The sequence below is a fragment of the Enterobacter sp. DVT3837 genome (assembly GCF_056238685.1).
The window spans coordinates 2,409,091-2,431,217 of the sequence record NZ_JBWDLA010000001.1 but is presented as its reverse complement, the minus strand read 5'-3'; the positions used below and the strand labels follow the sequence as shown (position 1 = coordinate 2,431,217).

Genomic DNA, 22,127 nt, shown 5'->3' with positions numbered 1-22,127 from the left:
GGACGATCACAGTTTCATACTAGGCGGGTTAAAATTTTGCTCTGTTTTTTAAGGACTCACTATGTTTTCCGCAACGCGCCACCGTATTGCTGCCCTGGCGCTCGGCGTTTGCTTCATCCTTCCGGCTCAGGCAAAAAATCAACCGTACGGTGAAATCGCGAATACGCAGGCGCGACATATTGCCACCGTATTTCCTGGCCGCATGACCGGTTCCCCCGCGGAAATGCTCTCCGCAGACTATATTCGTCAGCAGTTTGCCGACATGGGTTACCAGAGCGATATCCGCACGTTTCACAGCCGCTATATCTATACCTCACGCAATAAAACCAAAAACTGGCATAACGTGACCGGTAGTACGGTTATTGCGGCTCACGAAGGTAGCGCGGATGAGCAGATCATTATTATGGCGCACCTCGATACCTACGCCCCAATGAGCGACACCGATACCGATAACAATCTCGGTGGTCTGACGCTGCAGGGTATGGATGATAACGCCGCAGGTCTGGGCGTGATGCTCGAACTGGCAGAACGAATGAAGGATATACCGACTAAATACGGGATTCGTTTCGTTGCCACCAGTGGTGAAGAAGAAGGCAAACTCGGCGCTGAGAATCTCCTGAAGCGCATGAGCGCCAAAGAGAAGAAAAATACCCTGCTGGTGATCAACCTCGATAACCTGATCGTCGGCGATAAGCTCTATTTCAACAGCGGACAAAGTACGCCGGGTACCGTGCGAAAATTGACGCGCGACCGGGCATTGGCGATTGCCCGCAGCCATGGGGTCTATGCCACCAGTAACCCAGGCGGCAATCCTGATTATCCGCGAGGAACAGGCTGCTGTAACGATGGTGAGGTGTTCGATAAAGCGGGTATTCCGGTGCTGTATGTGGAAGCAACTAACTGGGCACTGGGGAAGAAAGATGGCTATCAGCAGCGGGCTAAATCGAAAGCCTTCCCGGACGGGATTAGCTGGCATAACGTGATGCTGGATAATCAGCAACACATTGATAGCGCACTGCCGCAGCGGATTGAACACCGCAGTCGTGATGTAGTGAAGGTGATGCTGCCGCTGGTGAAGGAGCTGGCGAAAGCTAATAAGGCTTAGTGCGGCCTGATGCCCTCACCCCGACCCTCTCCCACAGGGAGAGGGAGGAAATGGGATCACCCTTCGTGCAGTCCGCACTCGCGCTTGAGGCCAAAGAATCGCGTCTCTTCTTCTGCCATTCCCGGTTCCCATTTACGCGTGGTGTGGGTATCCCCCACCGACAGGTAACCCTGATCCCACAGCGGATGGTATTTCAACCCGTGCTTTTGCAGGTACTGATACACCGTCCGGTTATCCCAGTCGATGATCGGCAGCACTTTGAACACCCCACGCTGAACCGCCAGCACGGGTAGCGTGGCGCGACTGCCGGACTGCTCGCGGCGTAGTCCTGCAAACCAGGTCTGTGCATTAAGCTCTTTCAGCGCCCGGTTCATCGGCTCAACTTTGTTGATCTCATTGTATTTCTCAATGCCCTCAACGCCCTGCTCCCAGAGTTTACCGTAGCGCGCCTCCTGCCAGGCCGCGCTTTCCGTCGCGCGGTAAACTTTCAGGTTCAGCTTGAGCTTGTCCGTCAGCTCGTCAATAAACTGGTAGGTTTCCGGGAACAGGTAGCCGGTATCGGTGAGGATCACCGGAATGTCCGGACGAATTTGATTCACCAGATGCAAACTGACCGCCGCCTGAATACCAAAGCTCGACGAAAGCACATAGTCGCCCGGCAGGTTTTCCAGCGCCCATACCACACGCCCTTCGGCGTCCAGCTTTTCCAGGTGGGCGTTGGTTTCTGCGAGCGCCAGAATGCGTTCGACTTTTGGCAGATCGTTCAGGGCGTTTAGATCGAGTACGGACATAATCACCTCGCGTTGTTACTCCCAGAAATCCCGGGCCGGGTCGAGCACCGGGCGAATGATGCCCGCACGCACCGTAAAGTCGCCGAAGCCTTCACCCGCTTCACGCTCTTTCGCCCAGCGCCCAACCAGTTCGTCGACCGAATCGAGGATCTCCGATTCAGTAATGTTTTCACGGTACATCCGTGGGATACGCGTACCGATGCGGTTGCCGCCAAGATGCAGGTTGTAACGGCCTGGCGCTTTACCCACCAGTCCCATCTCTGCCAGCATTGCGCGGCCGCAGCCGTTCGGGCAGCCGGTAATACGCATAACAATATGCTCGTCCGGAATACCGTGTTTTTCCAGAATCGCTTCTACTTTGTCAGTGAATGACGGCAGGAAACGCTCCGCTTCGGCCATTGCCAGCGGACAGGTCGGGAATGACACGCAGGCCATCGAGTTTTCGCGCTGCGGTTTCACCGCATTCATCAACCCATGATCGCGCGCCAGTTTCTCGATCTTCGCCTTCTGGTTTTCAGGCACACCAGCAATGATCAGGTTCTGGTTGGCGGTTATGCGGAACTCACCCTTGTGGACCTTCGCAATTTCCAGCAAACCGGTTTTCAGCGGACGCCCCGGATAATCCAGAATACGGCCGTTTTCGATAAACAGCGTCAGGTGCCATTTATTGTCGATGCCTTTTACCCAGCCAATGCGATCGCCGCGACCGGTGAATTCGTAAGGGCGGATCGGCTCAAATTTAATGCCGGCGCGACGTTCTACTTCTTCTTTAAACGTCTCAACGCCCACGCGCTCCAGGGTGTATTTGGTTTTCGCGTTTTTACGGTCTGTACGGTTACCCCAGTCGCGCTGGGTGGTTACCACCGCTTCCGCCACGGCCAGCGTATGCTCAAGCGGCAGGAAGCCGAACTCGCTGGCGGTACGGGCGTAGGTTTTCTTGTTGCCGTGTTCGATGGACAGGCCGCCGCCCACCAGCAGGTTAAAGCCCACCAGCTTGCCGTTTTCAGCAATCGCTACGAAGTTCATGTCGTTGGCGTGCAGATCGATATCGTTCTGCGGCGGGATCACTACCGTGGTTTTGAACTTACGCGGCAGATAGGTCTGGCCAAGGATCGGTTCTTCGTCGGTGGTGGCGACTTTTTCCTGATCGAGCCAGATCTCCGCATAAGCGCGCGTGCGCGGCAGCAGATGCTCAGAGATCTTCTTCGCCCACTCATAGGCTTCGGCGTGCAGCTCGGACTCATACGGGTTCGAGGTGCAGAGCACGTTACGGTTCATGTCGTTGGCGGTCGCCAGCGCGTCCAGCCCAACCGAGTGCAGCATCTGGTGTACCGGCTTCACGTTCTTCTTCAGAATACCGTGGAACTGAAAGGTCTGACGGTTAGTCAGGCGGATGCTGCCATAAATCGTGTTTTCACCGGCAAACTTGTCGATCGCCTGCCACTGTTTGGTGGTGATCACCCCACCCGGCAGGCGGCAGCGCAGCAGCATCGCGTGACGCGGCTCCAGCTTCTGTTCAGCACGCTCGGCGCGGATATCGCGATCGTCCTGCTGGTACATACCGTGGAAACGGATCAGCAGGAAGTTGTCGCCTTTGAAACCGCCGGTGAGACCGTCATTCAGATCTTCAGCAATGGTGCCGCGCAGGTAGTTGCTTTCCAGCTTCATGCGCTCGGCGTCTGTCAGTTTACCTTCGACCACCAGTGGCCCTGGATGTTTTTCGCTCATTAGTAGACATCTCGCTGATAACGGCGCTCAACGCGCAGCTCACTTAAATATTCATCTGCCGTTTCGGCATCCATACCGCCGAATTCGGCAATCACTTCCAGCAGTGCCTGCTCAACGTCTTTCGCCATGCGATTGGCGTCGCCGCAGACATAAATGTGGGCACCGTCATTGATCCAGCGCCACAGCTCTGCGCCCTGTTCGCGCAGTTTGTCTTGTACGTATACTTTTTCTTTCTGGTCGCGGGACCAGGCCAGATCGATGCGGGTCAGTACACCCTCTTTAACATAGCGCTGCCACTCAACCTGGTAGAGGAAATCTTCCGTAAAGTGCGGGTTGCCGAAGAAGAGCCAGTTTTTACCCGGCGCTTCATCTGCCGCGCGCTGCTGCATGAAGGCGCGGAACGGCGCAATGCCGGTGCCTGGGCCAATCATGATGACCGGGGTTTCCGGGTGCGCAGGCAGGCGGAAGTTGTCGTTGTGCTCGATAAAGACGCGCACTTCGCCCTCTTCTTCCACGCGATCCGCCAGGAAACTTGATGCCCCACCCGCGCGGGCGCGGCCTTCGATGTCGTAGCGCACCACGCCGACGGTAACATGCACTTCACTCTCCACTTCGGCCTGCGAAGAGGCGATGGAGTACAGACGCGGGGTCAGCGGACGCAGCAGGCCGATCAGCGCATCGGCATCCAGCTGAGCCGGAGAGAAACGCACCATATCGACAATTGGCGTTGACGCCGCGTAATGCTGCAGCTTCGCCTTATCACCCACGAATGGCAGCAGCGATTCGCTGCGGGTTAAGGTAGCGTAATTTTCTACAATATTCGGGGTATTCACCGTCAGTTCGAAATGCCACTGCAGCGCTTCAGAGAGCGGCTGCGTTTTGCCTTCCACAGTGACAGGCTCATCCCCTTTCAGCCACAGCAGTTCGACCAGCTCTTTTACCAGAGCAGGATCGTTCTGATACCAGATCCCCAGCGCATCGCCCGGCTGGTAACGTAGGCCAGAGTCACCGAGATCGATTTCGATATGGCGCACGTCTTTTTCAGAATCACGGCCGGTAATTTTCTGATTAACCGACAGGCTCGCGGCCAGCGGAGCCTCTTTAGTGTAAGGGCTGGTATGGATGTCGTTGACGGCCCCCGTCGCGGTAAACGCGGCCTGTGCCTGTGTCTCTTTCGGGACGCGCGCTTTCAGCACCTCAACGATGCGGGCACGCCATTCAGCAGCGGCGGTCTGGTATTCCACGTCGGCGTCAACGCGATCCAGCAAACGCTCTGCGCCCAGTTCAGCCAGTTTGCTGTCGAAATCTTTACCAGACTGGCAGAAGAATTCATAAGAGGTATCGCCCAGGCCAAACACCGCAAAAGCCGTGCCGTCCAGTTTTGGCGCTTTTTTCGAGAACAGGAACTTATGCAGCGCCACCGCTTCTTCAGCAGGCTCACCTTCCCCCTGCGTTGAGGCGACAACCACCAGCAGTTTTTCTGACGCGATCTGTTTAAATTTATAATCCCCGGCGTTGACCAGGTTCACGTTCAGTCTGGCAGCCAGCAGGTCGTCACGCAGCGCTTCAGCCACACGGCGGGCATTGCCCGTCTGCGAGGCGGAAATCAACGTAATGGCCGGAATTTCTACGGCCGTTGCCGGAGCGGCAGCCACAGCGCCCGGTTGCTGATTGAGCATTCCCCAGAAATAACCGGAGACCCAGGCAAGCTGAGTGGGAGAAAAATCAGAGGTGGCAGCCTGAAGGCGCGCCAGTTGCTCCGGGTTCAGGGGAAGCAAATTTGAAGGTGGGGCCTGTGTCGTCATGCGTCGTTATGTTCCAGTAGCCAAGCGGACTTTAAGCGAATAAATCCAAACTGAAGATAAGGTTAACGGTGAGGATACTAACAATTAAAGAAGGGATGGAAATAATAAATAACCAAATGGACTAACCTGTTTTAGTTATCATGCTTAACGATAAAACAGATTAATTAACTGATTGAAATATCACAACAAAGATCACAAAAAATGACCACTTCCTGCGGTCCAGGCTTCAGAGCCGTTTTAGTTAATGCTAAAAATTGTGCTTTCCGGTACTATGCGGCGGTTTTTTCCGCATTACTGAGAGCGATCATGTCCACCACACTGTTTAAAGATTTCACCTTCGAAGCCGCCCACCACCTTCCTCATGTTCCTGAAGGACATAAATGTGGCCGTCTGCACGGGCACTCGTTTATGGTGCGTCTTGAGATCACCGGTGAAGTCGATCCGCATACCGGTTGGATCATGGATTTTGCCGAGCTGAAAGCGGCATTTAAGCCAACTTACGATCGTCTGGATCACTATTACCTGAATGATATTCCGGGCCTTGAAAACCCGACCAGCGAAGTGCTGGCAAAATGGATCTGGGATCAGATGAAACCGCTGGTACCGCTGCTGAGCGCAGTGATGATTAAAGAGACCTGCACCGCCGGCTGCGTCTATCGCGGCGAGTAAAAAAAGCCCGGTTAAACCGGGCTTTTTTTCAGGCTATATTCAGGTACTTGTGCGTCTGCATCGACAGACGCCAGTTACGCGCGATACAGGTTTCAATGCACAGGCGCGTCGCGTCCTCTTTCTGGCTGATAGGCTGCAGGGCAATGACCCGCTGCTTTTCATCCGAGAGGGTTGCCAGCAGTTCATCCAGTGCTTCAATATCACGCACGCGACCTACCGGGTGTTTTATCTCATCTGCACGTTCCAGCGCCTGAGACAGGACATCGTATCCGCCGCGCATATTCACTTTGGGTGATACCGTCACCCACGTGGTGTGGGAACAACGCACTTCATGGGTACCGCTGGTTTCAATCTGGCAGCTGTAACCGTTCTTTTCGAGCAGCTCGGTTAGCGGCGTCAGATCGTGGATGCAGGGTTCACCCCCGGTGATCACCACATGGCGCGCCGTCCAGCCCTGACGACCAATAATGGCCAGCAGATCTTCTGAACTGCCCGCGCCCCACTTATCGCTCTCTTTGGTTTTCGCCAGAATGCTAAACAGCGACACTTCCCGATCTGCGAGCTTATCCCACGTATGTTTGGTATCACACCAGGCACAGCCAACCGGGCATCCCTGTAAACGAATGAAAATAGCGGGAACGCCGGTAAAGTAACCCTCGCCTTGCAGGGTCTGGAACATCTCGTTAATCGGGTACTGCATAGTCATCTCAGTAAAGGGGATAAACGATAATTATCGCAGATCCCCGCCAGATGGTCATGCTTGATCGGTGCTTTGCGCGCCAATCGCTGCCATAAACCGTTCAGTGATCTGCTGTGGACGGGTGATTGCCCCACCAACGACCACCATATGCGCTCCCAGTGCCAGGCATCTGGCCGCGCGCTCAGGGGTATCGACGTTGCCTTCGGCAACCACCGGAACCGTGACGGCAGCCAGCACATCCTTCAGGAATGCGCAGTCATTATCAGGTAAAGCATGACCCGCACTTTCCGCCGTATAGCCGTAAAGCGTGGTTCCAACACAATCAAAGCCCAGTTCCTGCGCGGTTTCGGCTTCTTCTAAGCTGGATATATCCGCCATCAGCACTATCCCGGGGTAACGTTTACGGATGTGGCTGACCAGCGTTGACAGTGATTCACCGCCAGGACGCTCGCGCGCAGTCGCATCAAGTGCAATGATTTCCGGAGAGACGCTCATCAGCTCATCCACTTCTTTCATTGTCGCAGTGATAAACACCGCGCTACCAGGATAATCCCGTTTGATGATGCCGATAACGGGTAAAGAAACCTCCTGTTTAATGGCCGCAATATCCACCACGCTGTTGGCGCGGATGGCAGCAGCCCCGCCCTGAAACGCTGCCCGCGCCATCCGTGACATAATAAACGGGCTATGCAGCGGTTCATTCTCCAGCGCCTGACAAGAGACGACCAGTTTTCCTTTCAGGTTATCCAGTACAGTTTTCATTACGATAAGATCTCTTCAACTTCGTTTTTGATAATCGTGACATGCGGGCCATAAATGACCTGAACACCGTTACCGCGCACAATGACGCCGCGTGCACCGGTGGCTTTCAATGCTGCTTCATTCACTTTGCTGCCGTCTTTCACCGTGACACGAAGGCGCGTGGCGCAGCAGTCCACCTCGTCCAGATTGTCTTTTCCACCCAGCCCGGCGATTACCGCTGCAGCGCGCTCGCTTTGCGGCAGACTGACCTCATCCGCCACCGCCTCTTTTTCACGCCCCGGCGTGGCAAAATCAAAGCGGTTAATCAGATAGCGGAACGTGAAGTAGTAGAGGAAGAACCACGGCACGCCGACCAGCGGTACGAACATCCAGTGGGTTTTGGCCTCACCCTGAAGAATGCCAAACAGCACGAAGTCGATAAAACCGCCGGAGAAGGTTTGCCCGATGGTGATATGCAGCATGTGTGCGAGCATGAACGCCAGCCCGTCAAACAGCGCATGAATGACGTAAAGCACCGGCGCAATAAACAGGAAGGAGAACTCGATAGGCTCGGTAATCCCGGTCAGGAACGAGGTTAATGCCGCAGAGAGCAGCAGCCCGGCGACGCGTTTTTTGTTCTCGGGTTTTGCCGTGTGGTACATCGCGAGACATGCACCGAGCAGGCCAAACATCATCGTAATGAAGCGCCCGGACATAAAGCGCGACGTCCCTTCGTAAAACTGACGCGTCGTAGGATCGGCCAGTTGCGCGAAGAAGATCCGCTGTGTGCCTTCGACCAGATGACCGTTGACGATCTCACTCCCGCCGAGCGCGGTAGTCCAGAAAGGAAGATAGAAGATGTGATGTAAACCGAATGGGCCGAGCATACGCAAAATGAAGCCATAGAGCATTGTGCCCAGGTAACCCGTCGCATCCACCAGCCCACCCAGACCAAAGATCAGTTTCTGGAAATGCGGCCAGACGACGGTCATGACGGCCCCGACGAGTATTGCTGCCAGCGAGCTGATAATGGGAACAAAACGTGAACCGCCAAAGAAGCCCAGAAATTGCGGAAGCGCAATTTTATTAAACCGGTGATGGAGAGCGCAGGTCACGAGACCGATCACCACGCCACCAAACACACCCGTTTCCAGGGTCTGGATCCCCAGCGTCATGCCCTGCCCCACAGCGCCAGGATTATCATGCGCCAGTTTTCCGGTGAGGATCAGCAGCGCGTTAATGGTGGCATTCATCACCAGAAAAGCGAGCAACGCCGCCAGCCCGGCCGTGCCCTTATCGCTTTTTGCCAGCCCGACAGCAACCCCAACAGCAAACAGCACCGAGAGGTTCGCAAACACAATTGAACCCGCACTGCTCATGATAGTGAAGATGGCCTGAAGCCAGCTCACATCCAAAAACGGATATGCCGCGAGGGTATTTGGATTCGATAACGCGCCACCTATCCCCAGCAGCAGACCTGCTGCTGGCAATACGGCGATAGGTAACATAAAGGATTTGCCAAAGCGCTGCGCTTTTTCAAACCATCCCCCAGAAGAAGCCCCGCTGAACATTTGCATCATTTTTTCATCCTCTCATTTAATGATGAAAATTTTTACCACAAAAACATCAATACATGAAAATTACCACCAAAAAACAGGAGGATGATCATACTTTTTCAAAATGACTGGCATCTTTCCCCTGCTTTCCGCCACACTAGTCGCAGAGAAACGCATTAAGGATCTAGCATGTCAGACCATGAAAACCTGCTGCTGAAGCTACGCCAGGAGGCATCCGGGTACAGCCCAACGCAACAAAAACTTGGCGAGTTTGTCCTCAACGATCCTACCCGGGTGCTCTACCTGACGATCACTGAACTGGCGCGCGAAAGTCGCACCAGCGAGGCCAGCGTCACGCGTCTTTGCCGCACGCTGGGCTGCAAGGGATATAACGAATTTAAAATGGCACTTGCTCTGGATATTCAGCAGGGCCAGCCCGCGCGACAGACCGGAGATGAAATTGATAACGTTGTTGATGAGTCAGTACAGGCTTTGCAGGATACTGCCAGACTCCTTGACCGGGCGTTGCTTGAAAAGGCGGCGCTAGCGCTGCACCAGGCGCAATCCGTACAGATTTATGGCGTTGCGGCCAGCGCGATCCTCGGTGAGTACCTGCATTACAAGCTGTTGCGGCTGGGCAAACCCGCACAGCTGTTTAGTGATATGCACCGCGCAGCCATGAATGCGACGACCCTTTCGAAGGAGACCCTGGTCGTGGCCATCTCCAGTTCGGGTTCAACGCGGGATTTACTCCACGTGGTGAAACTTGCACGCAAGCGCGGCGTCAAGGTGTTAGCCCTCAGCAATACCCCCCGTAGCCCGCTGGCTTCCCTGAGCGATATTCAGCTGGTTGCCGCCAAGCCCGAAGGGCCTCTTAGCGCTGGCGCACTCAATGCTAAAGTTGGCGTCATGCTGCTGGTCGAGCTGCTGACCACCTCCATGATTGCGCTGGATGGCCATTATGGCGACGTTAGCCAGCAAACGGCCAGCGCTACGCTCCCTCTGTTACTCTAAAAATAGTTCGCAGGCTAAATAAAACAGCCTGCGGTTTTTGGTATTCAGTTTCACTTAAATCATTTACCGAACAAATGAATGGTGTAACAAAGTATTTTGCTTATTACATTTTGAATAACTATTAATAGTAAGATTGAGCTTATAAAAAATCTTTAAAATCATTAACTTAAAATATTCTTTTTTATAATTTGAATTTTTTACCTTTCCACAATGTCGAATACATCCACCTGATTTCCTTTTCTTAAAATAAGCTTAAGAAGCCTTCATTTTCGGCGTTTTATTATTTAAATGCCGTTTACTTTTGTGCGCCTACAATCCGCCTCATCAACCATAATGAGACGGTATTAATGAAGATGTTATTGATTACAGGCGTAACAGGATTTCTGGGCGGTGCAGTACTCGAAAAAATACTGACCAATGATAAACCCGTAAAACTCCTTTTGCTCGCGCGTGCCAGCGATCCGCAAGGTGGGCTGGAGCGTGTGCAAGAGAACATGCGCAAATTCAATGTGCCTGAGAATAAACTGGCTTCTCTGAGCGTAGATAATATCCTCATTGGTGACCTCAGCCAGCCGGAAGCATTTCTGGACGATCCTCGCCTGGACCAGGTCACGCACGTCGTTAACTGTGCAGCTGTTGCGTCTTTTGGTAATAATCCGCTGATCTGGAAGGTCAATGTCGAGGGCACGCTGGCGCTGGCGCGTCGCATGGAACGGGTGACGGCCTTACAGCGTTTCCTGCACGTAGGCACGGCAATGTCATGCACGCCGGAACAGGATTCCCTGGTCGCTGAAAGCGCTGAATTCAGAGAAAATGCTGAACACCTGGTGGAATACACGTTTTCGAAGTCAACTATCGAACAGCTGATGCGCCAGGAGTGCCCGAACCTGCCGTTGCTCATCGCTCGCCCGTCCATCGTCGTCGGCCATACTCGTCACGGTTGCACGCCGTCGAGCAGCATTTTCTGGGTCTTTAGCATGGGCCTGATGCTGCAGAAGTTTATGTGCTCAATGGAAGACAGAATCGACGTTGTTCCGGTGGATTATTGCGCCGATGCGTTGTTAATGCTGCTCACCAGCAACGCTCGTCCTGGGGAAGTGGTACATATTTCTGCTGGGGAAGAGAATAGCGTTCGCTTTGCGGATATCGATCAGGCCATGGCGCAGGCGCTAGAGAAAGCCCCTGTTGGCGATCGGTATGCTCAGGTCAGCTACGAAACGCTGGTTAGAATGCGCCGCGAATTGAAAAATATTTTTGGTCCATGCAACGAACGTCTGATGCTAAAAGCAATGCGTTTATACGGTGCGTTTGCCACGCTTAACGTGCGCTTCAGCAACGATAAGCTGTTGAGCATGGGGATGCCGAAGCCACCCCGCTTTACGGATTATATCGCCCGCTGCGTACAGACGACTCAGGGGCTAACAATCCCCGAACAGATGGCAGTCGATTTTAAATAGCCAAAAAAAATGCCAGTCATTCGACTGGCATTTTCATTCTAAGGCTTAAAGGCTATTACTGGCCTTTGATCTCTTTACGACCGTTGTATGGTGCTTTTTCGCCCAGAGCTTCTTCGATACGAATCAGCTGGTTGTATTTAGCAACACGGTCAGAACGGCTCATAGAACCGGTTTTGATCTGGCCTGCAGCGGTACCAACAGCCAGGTCAGCGATGGTAGCGTCTTCAGTTTCGCCAGAACGGTGAGAGATAACAGCGGTGTAGCCAGCGTCTTTCGCCATTTTGATCGCAGCCAGAGTTTCGGTCAGAGAACCGATCTGGTTGAATTTGATCAGGATGGAGTTAACGATGCCTTTCTCGATGCCTTCTTTCAGGATCTTGGTGTTGGTTACGAACAGATCGTCACCAACCAGCTGGATTTTGTCGCCCAGTACTTTGGTCTGGTATGCGAAACCAGCCCAGTCAGATTCGTCCAGACCGTCTTCGATAGAAACGATTGGGTACTGTTTGGTCAGGTCTTCCAGGAAGTGAGTGAACTCTTCAGAGGTGAACGCTTTGTTGCCTTCGCCAGCCAGAACGTATTTACCGTCTTTGTAGAATTCAGATGCTGCACAGTCCATCGCCAGGGTGATGTCTTTGCCCAGCTCGTAGCCAGCAGCTTTAACTGCTTCTGCGATTACTGCCAGTGCTTCTGCGTTAGAACCCAGGTTTGGCGCATAACCACCTTCGTCACCAACAGCAGTGTTCATACCTTTAGCTTTCAGAACTTTAGCCAGGTTGTGGAACACTTCAGAACCCATGCGTACCGCTTCTTTCAGGGATTTCGCGCCAACTGGCTGAATCATGAATTCCTGAATATCAACGTTGTTGTCCGCGTGCTCACCACCGTTGATGATGTTCATCATTGGTACTGGCATGGAGTATTTGCCTGGGGTGCCGTTCAGTTCAGCAATGTGTTCGAACAGTGGCATACCTTTCGCTGCAGCTGCTGCTTTGGCGTTCGCCAGGGAAACAGCCAGGATTGCGTTCGCACCGAAGTTAGATTTGTTTTCAGTACCGTCCAGATCGATCATGATCTTGTCGATGCCAGCCTGGTCTTTGGCGTCTTTGCCAAGGATTGCCTGAGCAATAGGACCGTTTACAGCGCCAACCGCTTTCAGTACGCCTTTGCCCATGAAACGGGATTTGTCGCCATCGCGCAGTTCCAGCGCTTCGCGGGAACCAGTAGAAGCACCTGATGGAGCTGCTGCCATACCGACGAAACCACCTTCCAGATGAACTTCGGCTTCAACGGTCGGGTTACCACGGGAGTCGATGATTTCACGACCGATGACTTTAACGATTTTGGACATTAGATTTTCCTCAGTACAAGTTAAACTAAAACTCCAGACAAACAACGCGTACCAGGGGTACGCGTTGCCGTTCTAACTTTTTTTACTTCGCCTGACGCTTCTGGTAGTCGCTGGCGGCCTTCACAAAGCCTGCAAACAGCGGATGCCCGTCACGTGGCGTTGAAGTAAATTCCGGGTGGAACTGGCAGGCGACAAACCACGGATGGTTTGGCACTTCAATGATCTCGACTAACTGATCATCCCCGGAGCGGCCCGCAACACGCAGACCCGCGGCTTCAATTTGTTTCAACAACATATTGTTGACTTCATAGCGGTGACGATGGCGTTCAGTGATGGTTGACTCGCCATACAGCTTGCGAACCACGCTATCGTCGGACAGCTGGCAGGCCTGTGCGCCAAGACGCATGGTGCCACCCAGATCGCTCTTCTCGGTACGGACTTCGACGTTACCGTCTTCGTCACGCCATTCAGTGATAAGCGCCACTACAGGGTACTTACAGTCTGGCACAAATTCCGTAGAGTTCGCGTTTTCCATTCCCGCTACGTTGCGCGCAAATTCGATCAGCGCAACCTGCATACCCAGACAGATGCCGAGGTATGGAATATTGTTCTCACGCGCATAGCGCGCGGTGGCGATCTTGCCTTCTACACCACGGTAGCCGAAGCCGCCAGGGATGAGAATTGCATCCAGATCTTTCAGGATTTCAACGCCACGCGTTTCAACATCCTGCGAATCAATCAGCTTGATATTCACGGAGACACGGTTCTTCAGACCACCGTGTTTCAGCGCTTCGATCACTGACTTATAGGCATCCGGCAGTTCGATATACTTGCCGACCATACCGATAGTCACTTCACCAGCCGGATTAGCTTCTTCGTAAATAACCTGTTCCCATTCGGACAGATTTGCTTCCGGGCAGTTCAAGCTGAATCGTTTACAAATATAATCGTCCAGGCCCTGTGATTTCAACAGGCCCGGGATTTTATAAATGGAATCGACATCTTTCATTGAAATAACGGCTTTTTCAGGCACGTTACAGAACAATGCAATTTTCGCACGTTCGTTCGCCGGGATAGCACGATCGGAACGGCAAACCAGGATGTCAGGCTGAATACCAATGGAGAGCAGCTCTTTCACCGAGTGCTGAGTCGGTTTGGTTTTCACTTCACCTGCGGCTGCCATGTAAGGCACCAGCGTCAGGTGCATGAACAGCGCGTGTTCACGACCAATATCCACCGCCAGCTGACGAATCGCTTCCAGGAATGGCAAGGATTCGATATCCCCTACAGTACCGCCGATTTCAACCAGCACCACGTCATGCCCTTCGCCACCGGCAAGAACACGTTCTTTAATTGCGTTCGTGATGTGTGGGATAACCTGCACGGTCGCGCCCAGGTAGTCACCACGGCGCTCTTTACGCAGAACGTCGGAATAGATGCGGCCAGTCGTGAAGTTGTTACGACGGGTCATTTTGGTGCGGATGAAACGCTCGTAGTGGCCAAGATCCAGATCGGTTTCAGCGCCGTCTTCAGTAACGAACACTTCCCCGTGTTGGGTTGGGCTCATGGTGCCCGGATCGACGTTGATGTACGGATCCAGTTTCATCATGGTCACATTGAGGCCACGGGCTTCAAGAATGGCTGCGAGGGAGGCTGCGGCAATGCCTTTACCCAGAGAGGATACGACCCCGCCGGTCACAAAAATATAGTTCGTTGTCATGCTGAACCTGAGAAGTTAGGGTGAAACGATGGAATAACCAGGACGGGAAAGTAGTATACCCGAACACGGCGAGCGCCACAAACTTTCATTCTCCGTCTCCATTCCAGGCCATGACAAACATAAGGAGTGAGAAAATAGCCCGTTTTGGGTAAATGTTTTTGACGCAAATCAAGCGCTTGTCATTTAAAAAATCACACAAATTGCGCTTGATCGCAAAAATCCGTTAGAGATCAGATTCCTGGCGTTTTACTTCCTGCCAGACTTCTTCCATCACATCGAGGTCTACCCCGGTCATTTCCAGGCCGCGCGAGGCCACAATTCGTTCGACTTCGCGAAAACGACGCTCGAACTTAATGTTGGCTTTTTGCAGCGCGGTTTCCGCTTTTACGCCCAGGTGGCGTGAAAGGTTGACAGTCGCAAACAGCAGATCGCCCATCTCCTCTTCCAGCTTTGCTTCATCCACCACTGCCTGCTGCGCTTCGTGCATCACTTCGTCTATCTCTTCATGCACTTTGTCCAGTACCGGGCCGAGGGACGTCCAGTCAAACCCGACTGCAGAGCAGCGTTTCTGAATTTTATGGGCACGCATCAGCGCAGGCAGACTCAGAGGAATATCGTCCAGCGCGGAGTGCTGAGATTTCTCTGCACGCTCGGCGCTTTTGATTTGTTCCCAGCGGACCAGCACTTCCGCGCTGTTCCCTGCAGTGGCATCACCAAAAATATGGGGGTGGCGGCGCTCAAGCTTGTCGCTGATGGCGGCACAGATGTCGTCAAAGTTAAAGCGCCCTTCTTCCTGCGCCATTTGTGCATAGAACACCACCTGGAACAGCAGATCGCCCAACTCGCCGCGCAGGTCGTCAAAATCTTCACGAGAGATGGCGTCCAGCACCTCATAGGTCTCTTCAAGTGTGTACGGGGCGATGGTGGCGAAAGTCTGCTCTTTGTCCCACGGACAGCCGTTTTCCGGGTCCCGAAGACGTTTCATGATGCCGAGCAGGCGGTCGATTTGAGTCATAGTGTTTTCCATTAAAAAAACAAGCCGGGTGGCGGCAAAGCCTTACCCGGCTTACAGAAGAGTGTGTTTAACCGCCGTGCAGACGACGCGCGTCAATCACATCCGGCACCTGGTTCAGTTTGCCCAGCACGCGGCCCAGCACCTGCAGGTTATAGATTTCGATGGTCATATCGATGGTGGCAAGCTGCTCGCGGGTATCGCTGCGGCTGGCGACGCCCAGCACGTTGACCTTCTCGTTGGCGAGAATGGTGGTAATGTCGCGCAGCAGCCCGCTGCGATCGTTGGCAGTAACGCGCACCACCAGCGAGTAACCCGCGGAATAGCTCTCGCCCCAGACCGCTTCCACGATGCGCTCAGGCGCATGCGATTGTAGCTCGGCAAGCTGGTCGCAGTCGGAGCGGTGAATCGAAATTCCGCGCCCCTGGGTGATAAAGCCGACGATATCGTCGCCCGGGATAGGCTGGCAGCAGCGCGCAATGTGGTGCATAAGATTGCCTACGCCTTCCACCACCACGCGACCATTGTCTTTGCTGCGCTGCTGCGGGGCATAGGTTTTCTGCTGCAACTGCTTCAGCGCGGCTGCATCCTGCTCTGCCGCACTCGGCTTATTGAACTGCGCCTGCAGGAAGTTCACCATCTGATTCAGGCGGATATCGCCGCCGCCAATGGCCGCTAACAGCTCATCAAGCTCGTTAAAGTTGTAGCGCGGCAGCAGGAACTTCTCCGCCTCTTTCAGGCTGATGCCAATATGCTCCAGCTCATCATCAAGGATCTGACGACCCGCAAGGATGTTCTTGTCACGATCCTGTTTACGGAACCAGGCGTGAATTTTGGAGCGCCCACGGCTGGTCGTCACGTAACCCAGGTTTGGATTCAGCCAGTCCCGGCTCGGGTTTGGCTGCTTCTGGGTGATAATTTCAATCTGGTCGCCCATCTGCAACTGGTAGGTGAACGGTACAATGCGCCCGCCGATTTTCGCCCCGATACAGCGGTGCCCCACATCACTGTGGATATGGTAGGCAAAATCGAGCGGTGTAGAGCCCGCAGGCAGATCAACGACATCCCCTTTCGGGGTAAAGACATACACCCGGTCGTCAAAGACCTGGCTGCGCACCTCGTCAAGCATCTCGCCGGAGTCGGCCATCTCTTCCTGCCACGCAATCAGCTTACGCAGCCAGGCGATGCGATCTTCATGGCCGGAACGCGCCCCACCGGAGGTGCCTTCTTTATATTTCCAGTGCGCGGCAACGCCCAGTTCGGCGTCTTCGTGCATCTGTTTGGTGCGGATCTGAATTTCGACCGTTTTGCCGCCAGGGCCGAGCACAACGGTATGAATAGACTGGTAGCCGTTAGGTTTCGGGTTCGCGACATAGTCATCGAACTCATCCGGCAGGTGGCGGAAGTGAGTGTGCACTATCCCCAGCGCGGCATAGCAGTCCTGCAGACGCTCCGCCACGATACGTACTGCGCGCACGTCAAACAGCTCGTCAAAAGCGAGATGTTTCTTCTGCATTTTGCGCCAGATACTGTAGATGTGCTTTGGTCGACCGTAGACTTCGGCACGCACATTCTCTTCTTTCATTGACTGACGCAACCCGCTGACAAACTCCTCGATATAATGCTCGCGGTCGATACGGCGCTCATGCAGCAGTTTGGCAATGCGTTTATATTCCGCCGGGTGCAGGTAGCGGAAGCAATAATCTTCCAGCTCCCATTTCAGTTGACCAATCCCTAAACGGTTTGCGAGCGGCGCATAGATGTTTGTACACTCTTTGGCGGCCAGCACGCGCTCGTCTTCCGGTGCATCCTTCACTTCACGCAGATGGGCAATACGCTCGGCAAGTTTGATGACCACACAGCGGAAATCATCCACCATGGCCAGCAGCATGCGGCGAACGTTATCGACCTGTTCTGAAGAGACAGAGTCAGTGTGCGCAGCCTTAAGCTGGCGGATGGCAGCCATATCGCGTACGCCGTGGATCAGCGCCACGACCGATTTTCCAACGCTTTCGCGCAGTACGTCTTCAGTGACGACGTCCGCATCGGCAAGCGGGAACAGAAGCGCGGCCTGCAACGTTTCGATATCCATGTTCAGCATGGATAAGATTTCAACCATCTCCACGCCGCGCCATAAGAGAAGATCGGCATCCTGATGCCCCTGCGTGGTGCGCAAACAATAGGCCCAGGTTTCGGTTAAGCGTTCACACGACTGCTGGCTGGAAATTCCCAGACTTGCGATCCATTTTTGTGGGTCAAATTCCCCAGCTTTATTAAGATGTGCACTTCTTACCGCAACCATTGTCCTCTCCTTTAGGGACCAGGGCCTGTCGAAGTCGACAAGCCAAACAAATTAGATGTGCTCGAACAACACCATCGATTCCAGATGTCCAGTGTGCGGGAACATGTCCAGCATTGCCAGACGCCGAATCTGGTAACCCGCACTGATTAATGCCTCACTGTCACGGGCAAGCGTTGCCGGGTTACAGGAAACATAGACCACACGCTTCGGCGCGAGTTTAATAATACGTGCCATGACACCCGGAGCACCGGCACGAGCCGGGTCGAGTAAAATTTTATCAAAGCCCTGCTTCGCCCACGGCTTTTGGGTGACATCTTCCTCAAGATTTTGATGAAAGAAGGTCACATTTTGCAAGCCGTTCTGCTCTGCGTTCTCCCGCCCTTTAGCCACCAGCGCCTCAACACCTTCCACGCCGACGACGCTGGCGGCTTTTAGCGCCAACGGCAGCGTGAAGTTACCCATTCCGCAGAACAGATCGAGCACCCGATCGCTTTTCTGAACATCCAGCCACGCCAGCGCTTTCTCAACCATCTGCTGATTAACGCCATCATTTACCTGAATGAAATCCCGCGGGCTGAACGTTAAGCGTAGTCCGTTTGACGCATACCAGGGCGCGTCACCTGTAACCTGCTCAAGTATCTCGCTTTGTGGTGCCAGGAAAAGCGCCAGGTCGTGGGAATGCGAAAAGTGTTCCAGTTTTTCGCGATCTTTTTTCGACAACGGCGTGGTGTGGCGCAAAACCATCAGCGGGCCATTATTTGCCATGACCAGTTCGACATGCCCAAGGTGGCGAACCCCCTCCAGCCCGGAGAGACAAATGCGCACTTTTGGAAGCAATGCCTCAAGATGGGGCACCAAAACAGGGCAATGCTTCACATCAACGATATCGCTGGAGCCGGCTTTGCGAAACCCCATCTCCAGCCGCTCAGTTTTTGGTTGAAAGCTGAGACTCAGGCGCGCACGGCGGCGATAACCCCACGCCTCATCGGCAATAATCTCGCTAACGTCATGTTTAAGCAGACGCGCCAGGGCACTGCTTTTGCTTTTTTGCTGTAATTCTGTGCTCGCATGCTGTTGCTGACAGCCTCCGCAGATACCAAAGTGCGGGCAACGAGGTTCCACACGCTGTGGGCTATCGTTGAGGCGACGCTTCACCTGTCCACGGGCGTACTGCCGTTTATCTTCTGTCAGCGTAATTTCTGCTCGTTCTGTTGGCAGTAAACCTGTTATAAACAGAGTCTTACCATTATGTCGAGCAACCCCCTGGCCAAAAGGATCCAGGTCCGTAGCTTCAACAGTGATGATTTGACGCGTCGTCACGCGTCGTTTTGCAGAGTAGAATTGCGCCATCGCCGAGATTTTTCTCACATAAACATAATTATCTTAATTGTCCCATAACGGAACGCCATGACCAACTACAGCCTGCGCGCGCGCATGATGATTTTGATCCTCGCCCCCACCGTTCTTATCGGTTTGCTGCTGAGTATCTTCTTTGTGGTGCATCGCTATAACGATTTGCAGCGTCAACTGGAAGGTGCTGGCGCCAGCATCATCGAACCGCTGGCCGTTTCCAGTGAGTATGGGATGAACCTGCAAAACCGCGAGTCCATTGGTCAGTTAATCAGCGTGCTCCACCGTCGTCACTCGGACATTGTTCGTGCCATTTCCGTTTACGACGAACATAACCGTCTGTTTGTGACCTCGAATTTTCATCTCGATCCGGCGTCCCTGAAAATCCCTGACGGCACACCGTTCCCGCGCCAGCTCACAGTGCTTCGGCGCGGGGATATCATGATCCTGCGCACGCCGATCATTTCAGAAAGTTATTCACCCGATGAGTCTGCGCAATCCGACGCCAAATCCAGCAATAATATGCTGGGATATGTCGCACTGGAGCTGGATCTCAAGTCGGTACGGCTACAGCAGTACAAAGAAATTTTCATCTCTGGCGTGATGATGTTGTTCTGCATCGGTATTGCACTGATCTTCGGCTGGCGTCTGATGCGCGATGTGACGGGGCCCATCCGCAACATGGTCAACACGGTTGACCGTATTCGCCGGGGTCAGCTCGACAGCCGCGTTGAAGGGTTTATGCTGGGCGAGCTGGATATGCTGAAAAATGGCATCAACTCGATGGCGATGTCTCTGGCGGCGTATCACGAAGAGATGCAGCACAACGTTGACCAGGCCACGTCTGACCTGCGCGAAACGCTGGAACAGATGGAGATTCAGAACGTTGAGCTGGATCTGGCGATAAAGCGTGCGCAGGAAGCGGCACGTATTAAATCTGAATTCCTTGCCAATATGTCACACGAGCTGCGTACACCGCTCAATGGTGTGATCGGCTTTACCCGCCTGACGCTGAAAAGCGAGCTTAACCCGACTCAGCGCGACCATCTGCACACTATCGAGCGCTCCGCTAACAACCTGTTAGCGATCATTAACGACGTGCTGGACTTCTCCAAGCTGGAAGCAGGCAAGCTTATTCTGGAGAGTATCCCGTTCCCGTTGCGGAGCACACTGGATGAAGTGGTCACGCTTCTCGCACACTCCTCGCACGATAAAGGGCTGGAGCTGACACTTAACATCAAGAACGATGTGCCGGATAACGTCATTGGCGACCCGCTACGTCTGCAGCAGGTTATTACTAACCTTGTCGGAAATGCCATTAAGTTCACCGAAAGCGGTAACATCGACATTCTGGTGGAAAAACGTTCTATCAGTAATAACAAGGTTCAGATTGAAGTGCAGATCCGCGATACCGGCATCGGTATCCCTGAGCGCGATCAGTCGCGGTTGTTCCAGGCGTTTCGTCAGGCAGACGCCAGTATCTCCCGCCGTCATGGCGGTACTGGTCTGGGGCTGGTGATCACGCAGAGACTGGTGAATGAGATGGGAGGAGATATCTCTTTCCACAGCCAGCCGAACCGGGGGTCAACCTTCTGGTTCCACATTAATCTGGACCTCAACCCGAACGTGCTGACAGATGGTCCGGTGACAGACTGCCTGAAAGGCAAGCGTCTGGCCTACGTCGAGCCTAACGCGGCGGCGGCGCAGTGTGCGCTTGATATTTTAAGCACCACGCCGCTGGAAGTGGTCTACAGCCCAACCTTCTCAGCCCTTGCCGTTGAACACTACGACATTCTGCTGATGGGGATCCCGGTCACTTTCACCGGCGAACTGACCATGCAACAGGAACGGCTGGCGAAAGCCGCGTCAATGACCGACTATCTGCTGCTGGCGCTCCCTTGCCATGCCCAGCTCAATGCAGAAGAGTTGAAGAATGACGGGGCCGCCGCGTGTCTGCTAAAACCGCTTACCGCGACCAGACTGCTGCCAGCGTTGACGGAATATTGCCGTCTTAGCCAGAATGCTCTGCCTCCAATTGACAATGAGCAAAAATTGCCGATGAGCGTGATGGCCGTGGATGATAACCCGGCCAACCTGAAGCTCATTGGCGTATTGCTTGAAGACCAGGTTCAGCATGTTGAACTGTGTACCAGTGGCACGCAGGCGGTTGAACAGGCTAAACAGATGCAGTTCGATTTAATTCTGATGGATATTCAAATGCCGGGTATGGATGGCATTCGGGCCTGTGAGCTGATCCATCAGCTCCCGCATCAGCAGCAGACCCCGGTGATTGCGGTCACCGCGCATGCGATGGCCGGTCAGAAAGAGAAGCTATTGAGTGCCGGGATGAATGATTATCTGGCTAAACCTATCGACGAAGAGAAACTTCATAACCTGTTGTTACGCTATAAACCGGGGCATTCAGGCGGGACGTACACGCCATCTGCCGAGCCAGTTGAGATTAGCGTCAATCAGAACGCGACTTTTGACTGGCAGCTTGCGCTGCGTCAGGCAGCAGGAAAACCCGACTTAGCGCGCGAAATGCTGCAAATGCTCGTCGCGTTTCTACCGGAAATTCGCAATAAGGTTGAAGAGCAACTGGTGGGTGAAAACCCGGACGATCTGCTGGAAGCGATTCACAAGCTGCACGGCAGCTGTGGATACAGCGGCGTGCCGCGGCTGAAAAATCTCTGCCAGTTGCTGGAGCAGCAACTGCGTGCCGGTACGCCGGAATCTGAGCTTGAACCGGAATTTCTGGAGCTGCTGGATGAGATGGATAATGTGACGCGGGAAGCGATGAAAGTGCTGGGAAGCTGAGGTAAAAGC

General features: G+C 53.8%; 16 protein-coding genes. 5 read left to right on the top strand and 11 right to left on the bottom strand.

Annotated elements, in window-relative coordinates; genetic code table 11:
• Positions 1 to 61 precede the first annotated feature (61 nt).
• Complete coding sequence (locus AC0XWG_RS11895; RefSeq protein WP_049007377.1) at positions 62 to 1,105, top strand: aminopeptidase; 1,044 nt, start codon at positions 62 to 64, stop codon at positions 1,103 to 1,105.
• 56 nt (positions 1,106 to 1,161) lie between these two features.
• Here the strand turns inward: AC0XWG_RS11895 and cysH are convergent, their stop codons facing one another.
• Genes cysH through cysJ form a run of 3 tightly spaced genes read right to left on the bottom strand, consistent with a single transcriptional unit; the run spans position 1,162 to position 5,429 of the window.
• Positions 1,162 to 1,896, bottom strand: a complete 735-nt coding sequence (gene cysH, locus AC0XWG_RS11890; protein ID WP_049007376.1) for a phosphoadenosine phosphosulfate reductase — start codon at positions 1,894 to 1,896, stop codon at positions 1,162 to 1,164.
• Positions 1,897 to 1,911: 15 nt separating this feature from the next.
• The gene (cysI, locus tag AC0XWG_RS11885; protein ID WP_049007375.1) at positions 1,912 to 3,624 is read right to left on the bottom strand and encodes an assimilatory sulfite reductase (NADPH) hemoprotein subunit; all 1,713 of its coding nucleotides are present in this window, start codon (positions 3,622 to 3,624) and stop codon (positions 1,912 to 1,914) included.
• A complete protein-coding gene (gene cysJ / locus AC0XWG_RS11880) occupies positions 3,624 to 5,429 on the bottom strand; it encodes an NADPH-dependent assimilatory sulfite reductase flavoprotein subunit (protein WP_128347321.1) in 1,806 nt (601 codons plus the stop codon). Before cysJ ends, cysI begins: the two co-directional genes overlap by 1 nt.
• 306 nt (positions 5,430 to 5,735) lie before the next feature.
• Between cysJ and queD the strand changes: the two genes are divergently transcribed.
• Positions 5,736 to 6,098, top strand: coding sequence for a 6-carboxytetrahydropterin synthase QueD (gene queD / locus AC0XWG_RS11875; protein WP_010434567.1), 363 nt, complete (start codon positions 5,736 to 5,738; stop codon positions 6,096 to 6,098).
• 28 nt (positions 6,099 to 6,126) lie between these two features.
• Here the strand turns inward: queD and queE are convergent, their stop codons facing one another.
• Genes queE through AC0XWG_RS11860 form a run of 3 tightly spaced genes read right to left on the bottom strand, consistent with a single transcriptional unit; the run spans position 6,127 to position 9,119 of the window.
• The gene (queE, locus tag AC0XWG_RS11870; protein ID WP_028016873.1) at positions 6,127 to 6,798 is read right to left on the bottom strand and encodes a 7-carboxy-7-deazaguanine synthase QueE; all 672 of its coding nucleotides are present in this window, start codon (positions 6,796 to 6,798) and stop codon (positions 6,127 to 6,129) included.
• A 54-nt stretch (positions 6,799 to 6,852) separates the two neighbouring features.
• Positions 6,853 to 7,560, bottom strand: coding sequence for an N-acetylmannosamine-6-phosphate 2-epimerase (locus tag AC0XWG_RS11865; RefSeq protein ID WP_128347320.1), 708 nt, complete (start codon positions 7,558 to 7,560; stop codon positions 6,853 to 6,855).
• On the bottom strand, positions 7,560 to 9,119 hold the full coding sequence (locus tag AC0XWG_RS11860) for a maltose/glucose-specific PTS transporter subunit IIC (protein WP_128347319.1): 1,560 nt from the start codon (positions 9,117 to 9,119) through the stop codon (positions 7,560 to 7,562). The genes AC0XWG_RS11865 and AC0XWG_RS11860 overlap by 1 nt, the downstream gene beginning before the upstream one ends.
• Before the next feature lie 165 nt (positions 9,120 to 9,284).
• Here AC0XWG_RS11860 and AC0XWG_RS11855 point away from each other — a divergent pair, with 165 nt between their 5' ends.
• Entirely contained in the window at positions 9,285 to 10,109 is an 825-nt protein-coding gene (locus AC0XWG_RS11855; RefSeq protein ID WP_028016876.1) for a MurR/RpiR family transcriptional regulator, read from the top strand.
• Positions 10,110 to 10,456: 347 nt separating this feature from the next.
• Positions 10,457 to 11,566, top strand: a complete 1,110-nt coding sequence (locus tag AC0XWG_RS11850) for an SDR family oxidoreductase (RefSeq protein WP_028016877.1) — start codon at positions 10,457 to 10,459, stop codon at positions 11,564 to 11,566.
• 55 nt (positions 11,567 to 11,621) lie between these two features.
• On the opposite strand, the gene eno is transcribed toward AC0XWG_RS11850, so the two are convergent.
• From eno to rlmD, 5 genes are all read right to left on the bottom strand, one after another.
• Positions 11,622 to 12,917: a phosphopyruvate hydratase gene (gene eno, locus AC0XWG_RS11845; protein WP_028016878.1), complete on the bottom strand. Its 1,296-nt coding sequence runs from the start codon at positions 12,915 to 12,917 to the stop codon at positions 11,622 to 11,624.
• An 82-nt stretch (positions 12,918 to 12,999) separates the two neighbouring features.
• Positions 13,000 to 14,637 carry a glutamine hydrolyzing CTP synthase gene (gene pyrG, locus AC0XWG_RS11840; RefSeq protein WP_028016879.1) on the bottom strand — a complete coding sequence of 546 codons (1,638 nt, stop codon included), beginning with the start codon at positions 14,635 to 14,637 and terminating at the stop codon, positions 13,000 to 13,002.
• A 223-nt stretch (positions 14,638 to 14,860) separates the two neighbouring features.
• Complete coding sequence (gene mazG / locus AC0XWG_RS11835; protein WP_108091048.1) at positions 14,861 to 15,652, bottom strand: nucleoside triphosphate pyrophosphohydrolase; 792 nt, start codon at positions 15,650 to 15,652, stop codon at positions 14,861 to 14,863.
• A gap of 67 nt (positions 15,653 to 15,719) precedes the next feature.
• Complete coding sequence (gene relA / locus AC0XWG_RS11830) at positions 15,720 to 17,951, bottom strand: GTP diphosphokinase (RefSeq protein WP_028016881.1); 2,232 nt, start codon at positions 17,949 to 17,951, stop codon at positions 15,720 to 15,722.
• A 51-nt stretch (positions 17,952 to 18,002) separates the two neighbouring features.
• The gene (gene rlmD / locus AC0XWG_RS11825; protein WP_475680605.1) at positions 18,003 to 19,301 is read right to left on the bottom strand and encodes a 23S rRNA (uracil(1939)-C(5))-methyltransferase RlmD; all 1,299 of its coding nucleotides are present in this window, start codon (positions 19,299 to 19,301) and stop codon (positions 18,003 to 18,005) included.
• Positions 19,302 to 19,358: 57 nt separating this feature from the next.
• On the opposite strand from rlmD, the gene barA reads away from it, so the two are divergent.
• Positions 19,359 to 22,118 (top strand): two-component sensor histidine kinase BarA, encoded by a 2,760-nt coding sequence (gene barA, locus AC0XWG_RS11820; RefSeq protein WP_475680604.1) that lies wholly within the window; start codon positions 19,359 to 19,361, stop codon positions 22,116 to 22,118.
• The last annotated feature ends 9 nt before the right edge of the window (positions 22,119 to 22,127 follow it).

Excerpts from the sequence above, each read along its gene's own strand:
- cysI (WP_049007375.1), bottom strand. The coding sequence starts at position 3,624 with ATGAGCGAAAAACATCCAGGGCCACTGGTGGTCGAAGGTAAACTGACA.
- AC0XWG_RS11850 (WP_028016877.1), top strand. The coding sequence starts at position 10,457 with ATGAAGATGTTATTGATTACAGGCGTAACAGGATTTCTGGGCGGTGCA.
- mazG (WP_108091048.1), bottom strand. The coding sequence starts at position 15,652 with ATGACTCAAATCGACCGCCTGCTCGGCATCATGAAACGTCTTCGGGAC.
- queE (WP_028016873.1), bottom strand. The coding sequence starts at position 6,798 with ATGCAGTACCCGATTAACGAGATGTTCCAGACCCTGCAAGGCGAGGGT.
- eno (WP_028016878.1), bottom strand. The coding sequence starts at position 12,917 with ATGTCCAAAATCGTTAAAGTCATCGGTCGTGAAATCATCGACTCCCGT.
- relA (WP_028016881.1), bottom strand. The coding sequence starts at position 17,951 with ATGGTTGCGGTAAGAAGTGCACATCTTAATAAAGCTGGGGAATTTGAC.
- cysH (WP_049007376.1), bottom strand. The coding sequence starts at position 1,896 with ATGTCCGTACTCGATCTAAACGCCCTGAACGATCTGCCAAAAGTCGAA.
- AC0XWG_RS11860 (WP_128347319.1), bottom strand. The coding sequence starts at position 9,119 with ATGATGCAAATGTTCAGCGGGGCTTCTTCTGGGGGATGGTTTGAAAAA.
- barA (WP_475680604.1), top strand. The coding sequence starts at position 19,359 with ATGACCAACTACAGCCTGCGCGCGCGCATGATGATTTTGATCCTCGCC.
- AC0XWG_RS11895 (WP_049007377.1), top strand. The coding sequence starts at position 62 with ATGTTTTCCGCAACGCGCCACCGTATTGCTGCCCTGGCGCTCGGCGTT.
- pyrG (WP_028016879.1), bottom strand. The coding sequence starts at position 14,637 with ATGACAACGAACTATATTTTTGTGACCGGCGGGGTCGTATCCTCTCTG.
- AC0XWG_RS11855 (WP_028016876.1), top strand. The coding sequence starts at position 9,285 with ATGTCAGACCATGAAAACCTGCTGCTGAAGCTACGCCAGGAGGCATCC.
- queD (WP_010434567.1), top strand. The coding sequence starts at position 5,736 with ATGTCCACCACACTGTTTAAAGATTTCACCTTCGAAGCCGCCCACCAC.
- cysJ (WP_128347321.1), bottom strand. The coding sequence starts at position 5,429 with ATGACGACACAGGCCCCACCTTCAAATTTGCTTCCCCTGAACCCGGAG.
- rlmD (WP_475680605.1), bottom strand. The coding sequence starts at position 19,301 with ATGGCGCAATTCTACTCTGCAAAACGACGCGTGACGACGCGTCAAATC.
- AC0XWG_RS11865 (WP_128347320.1), bottom strand. The coding sequence starts at position 7,560 with ATGAAAACTGTACTGGATAACCTGAAAGGAAAACTGGTCGTCTCTTGT.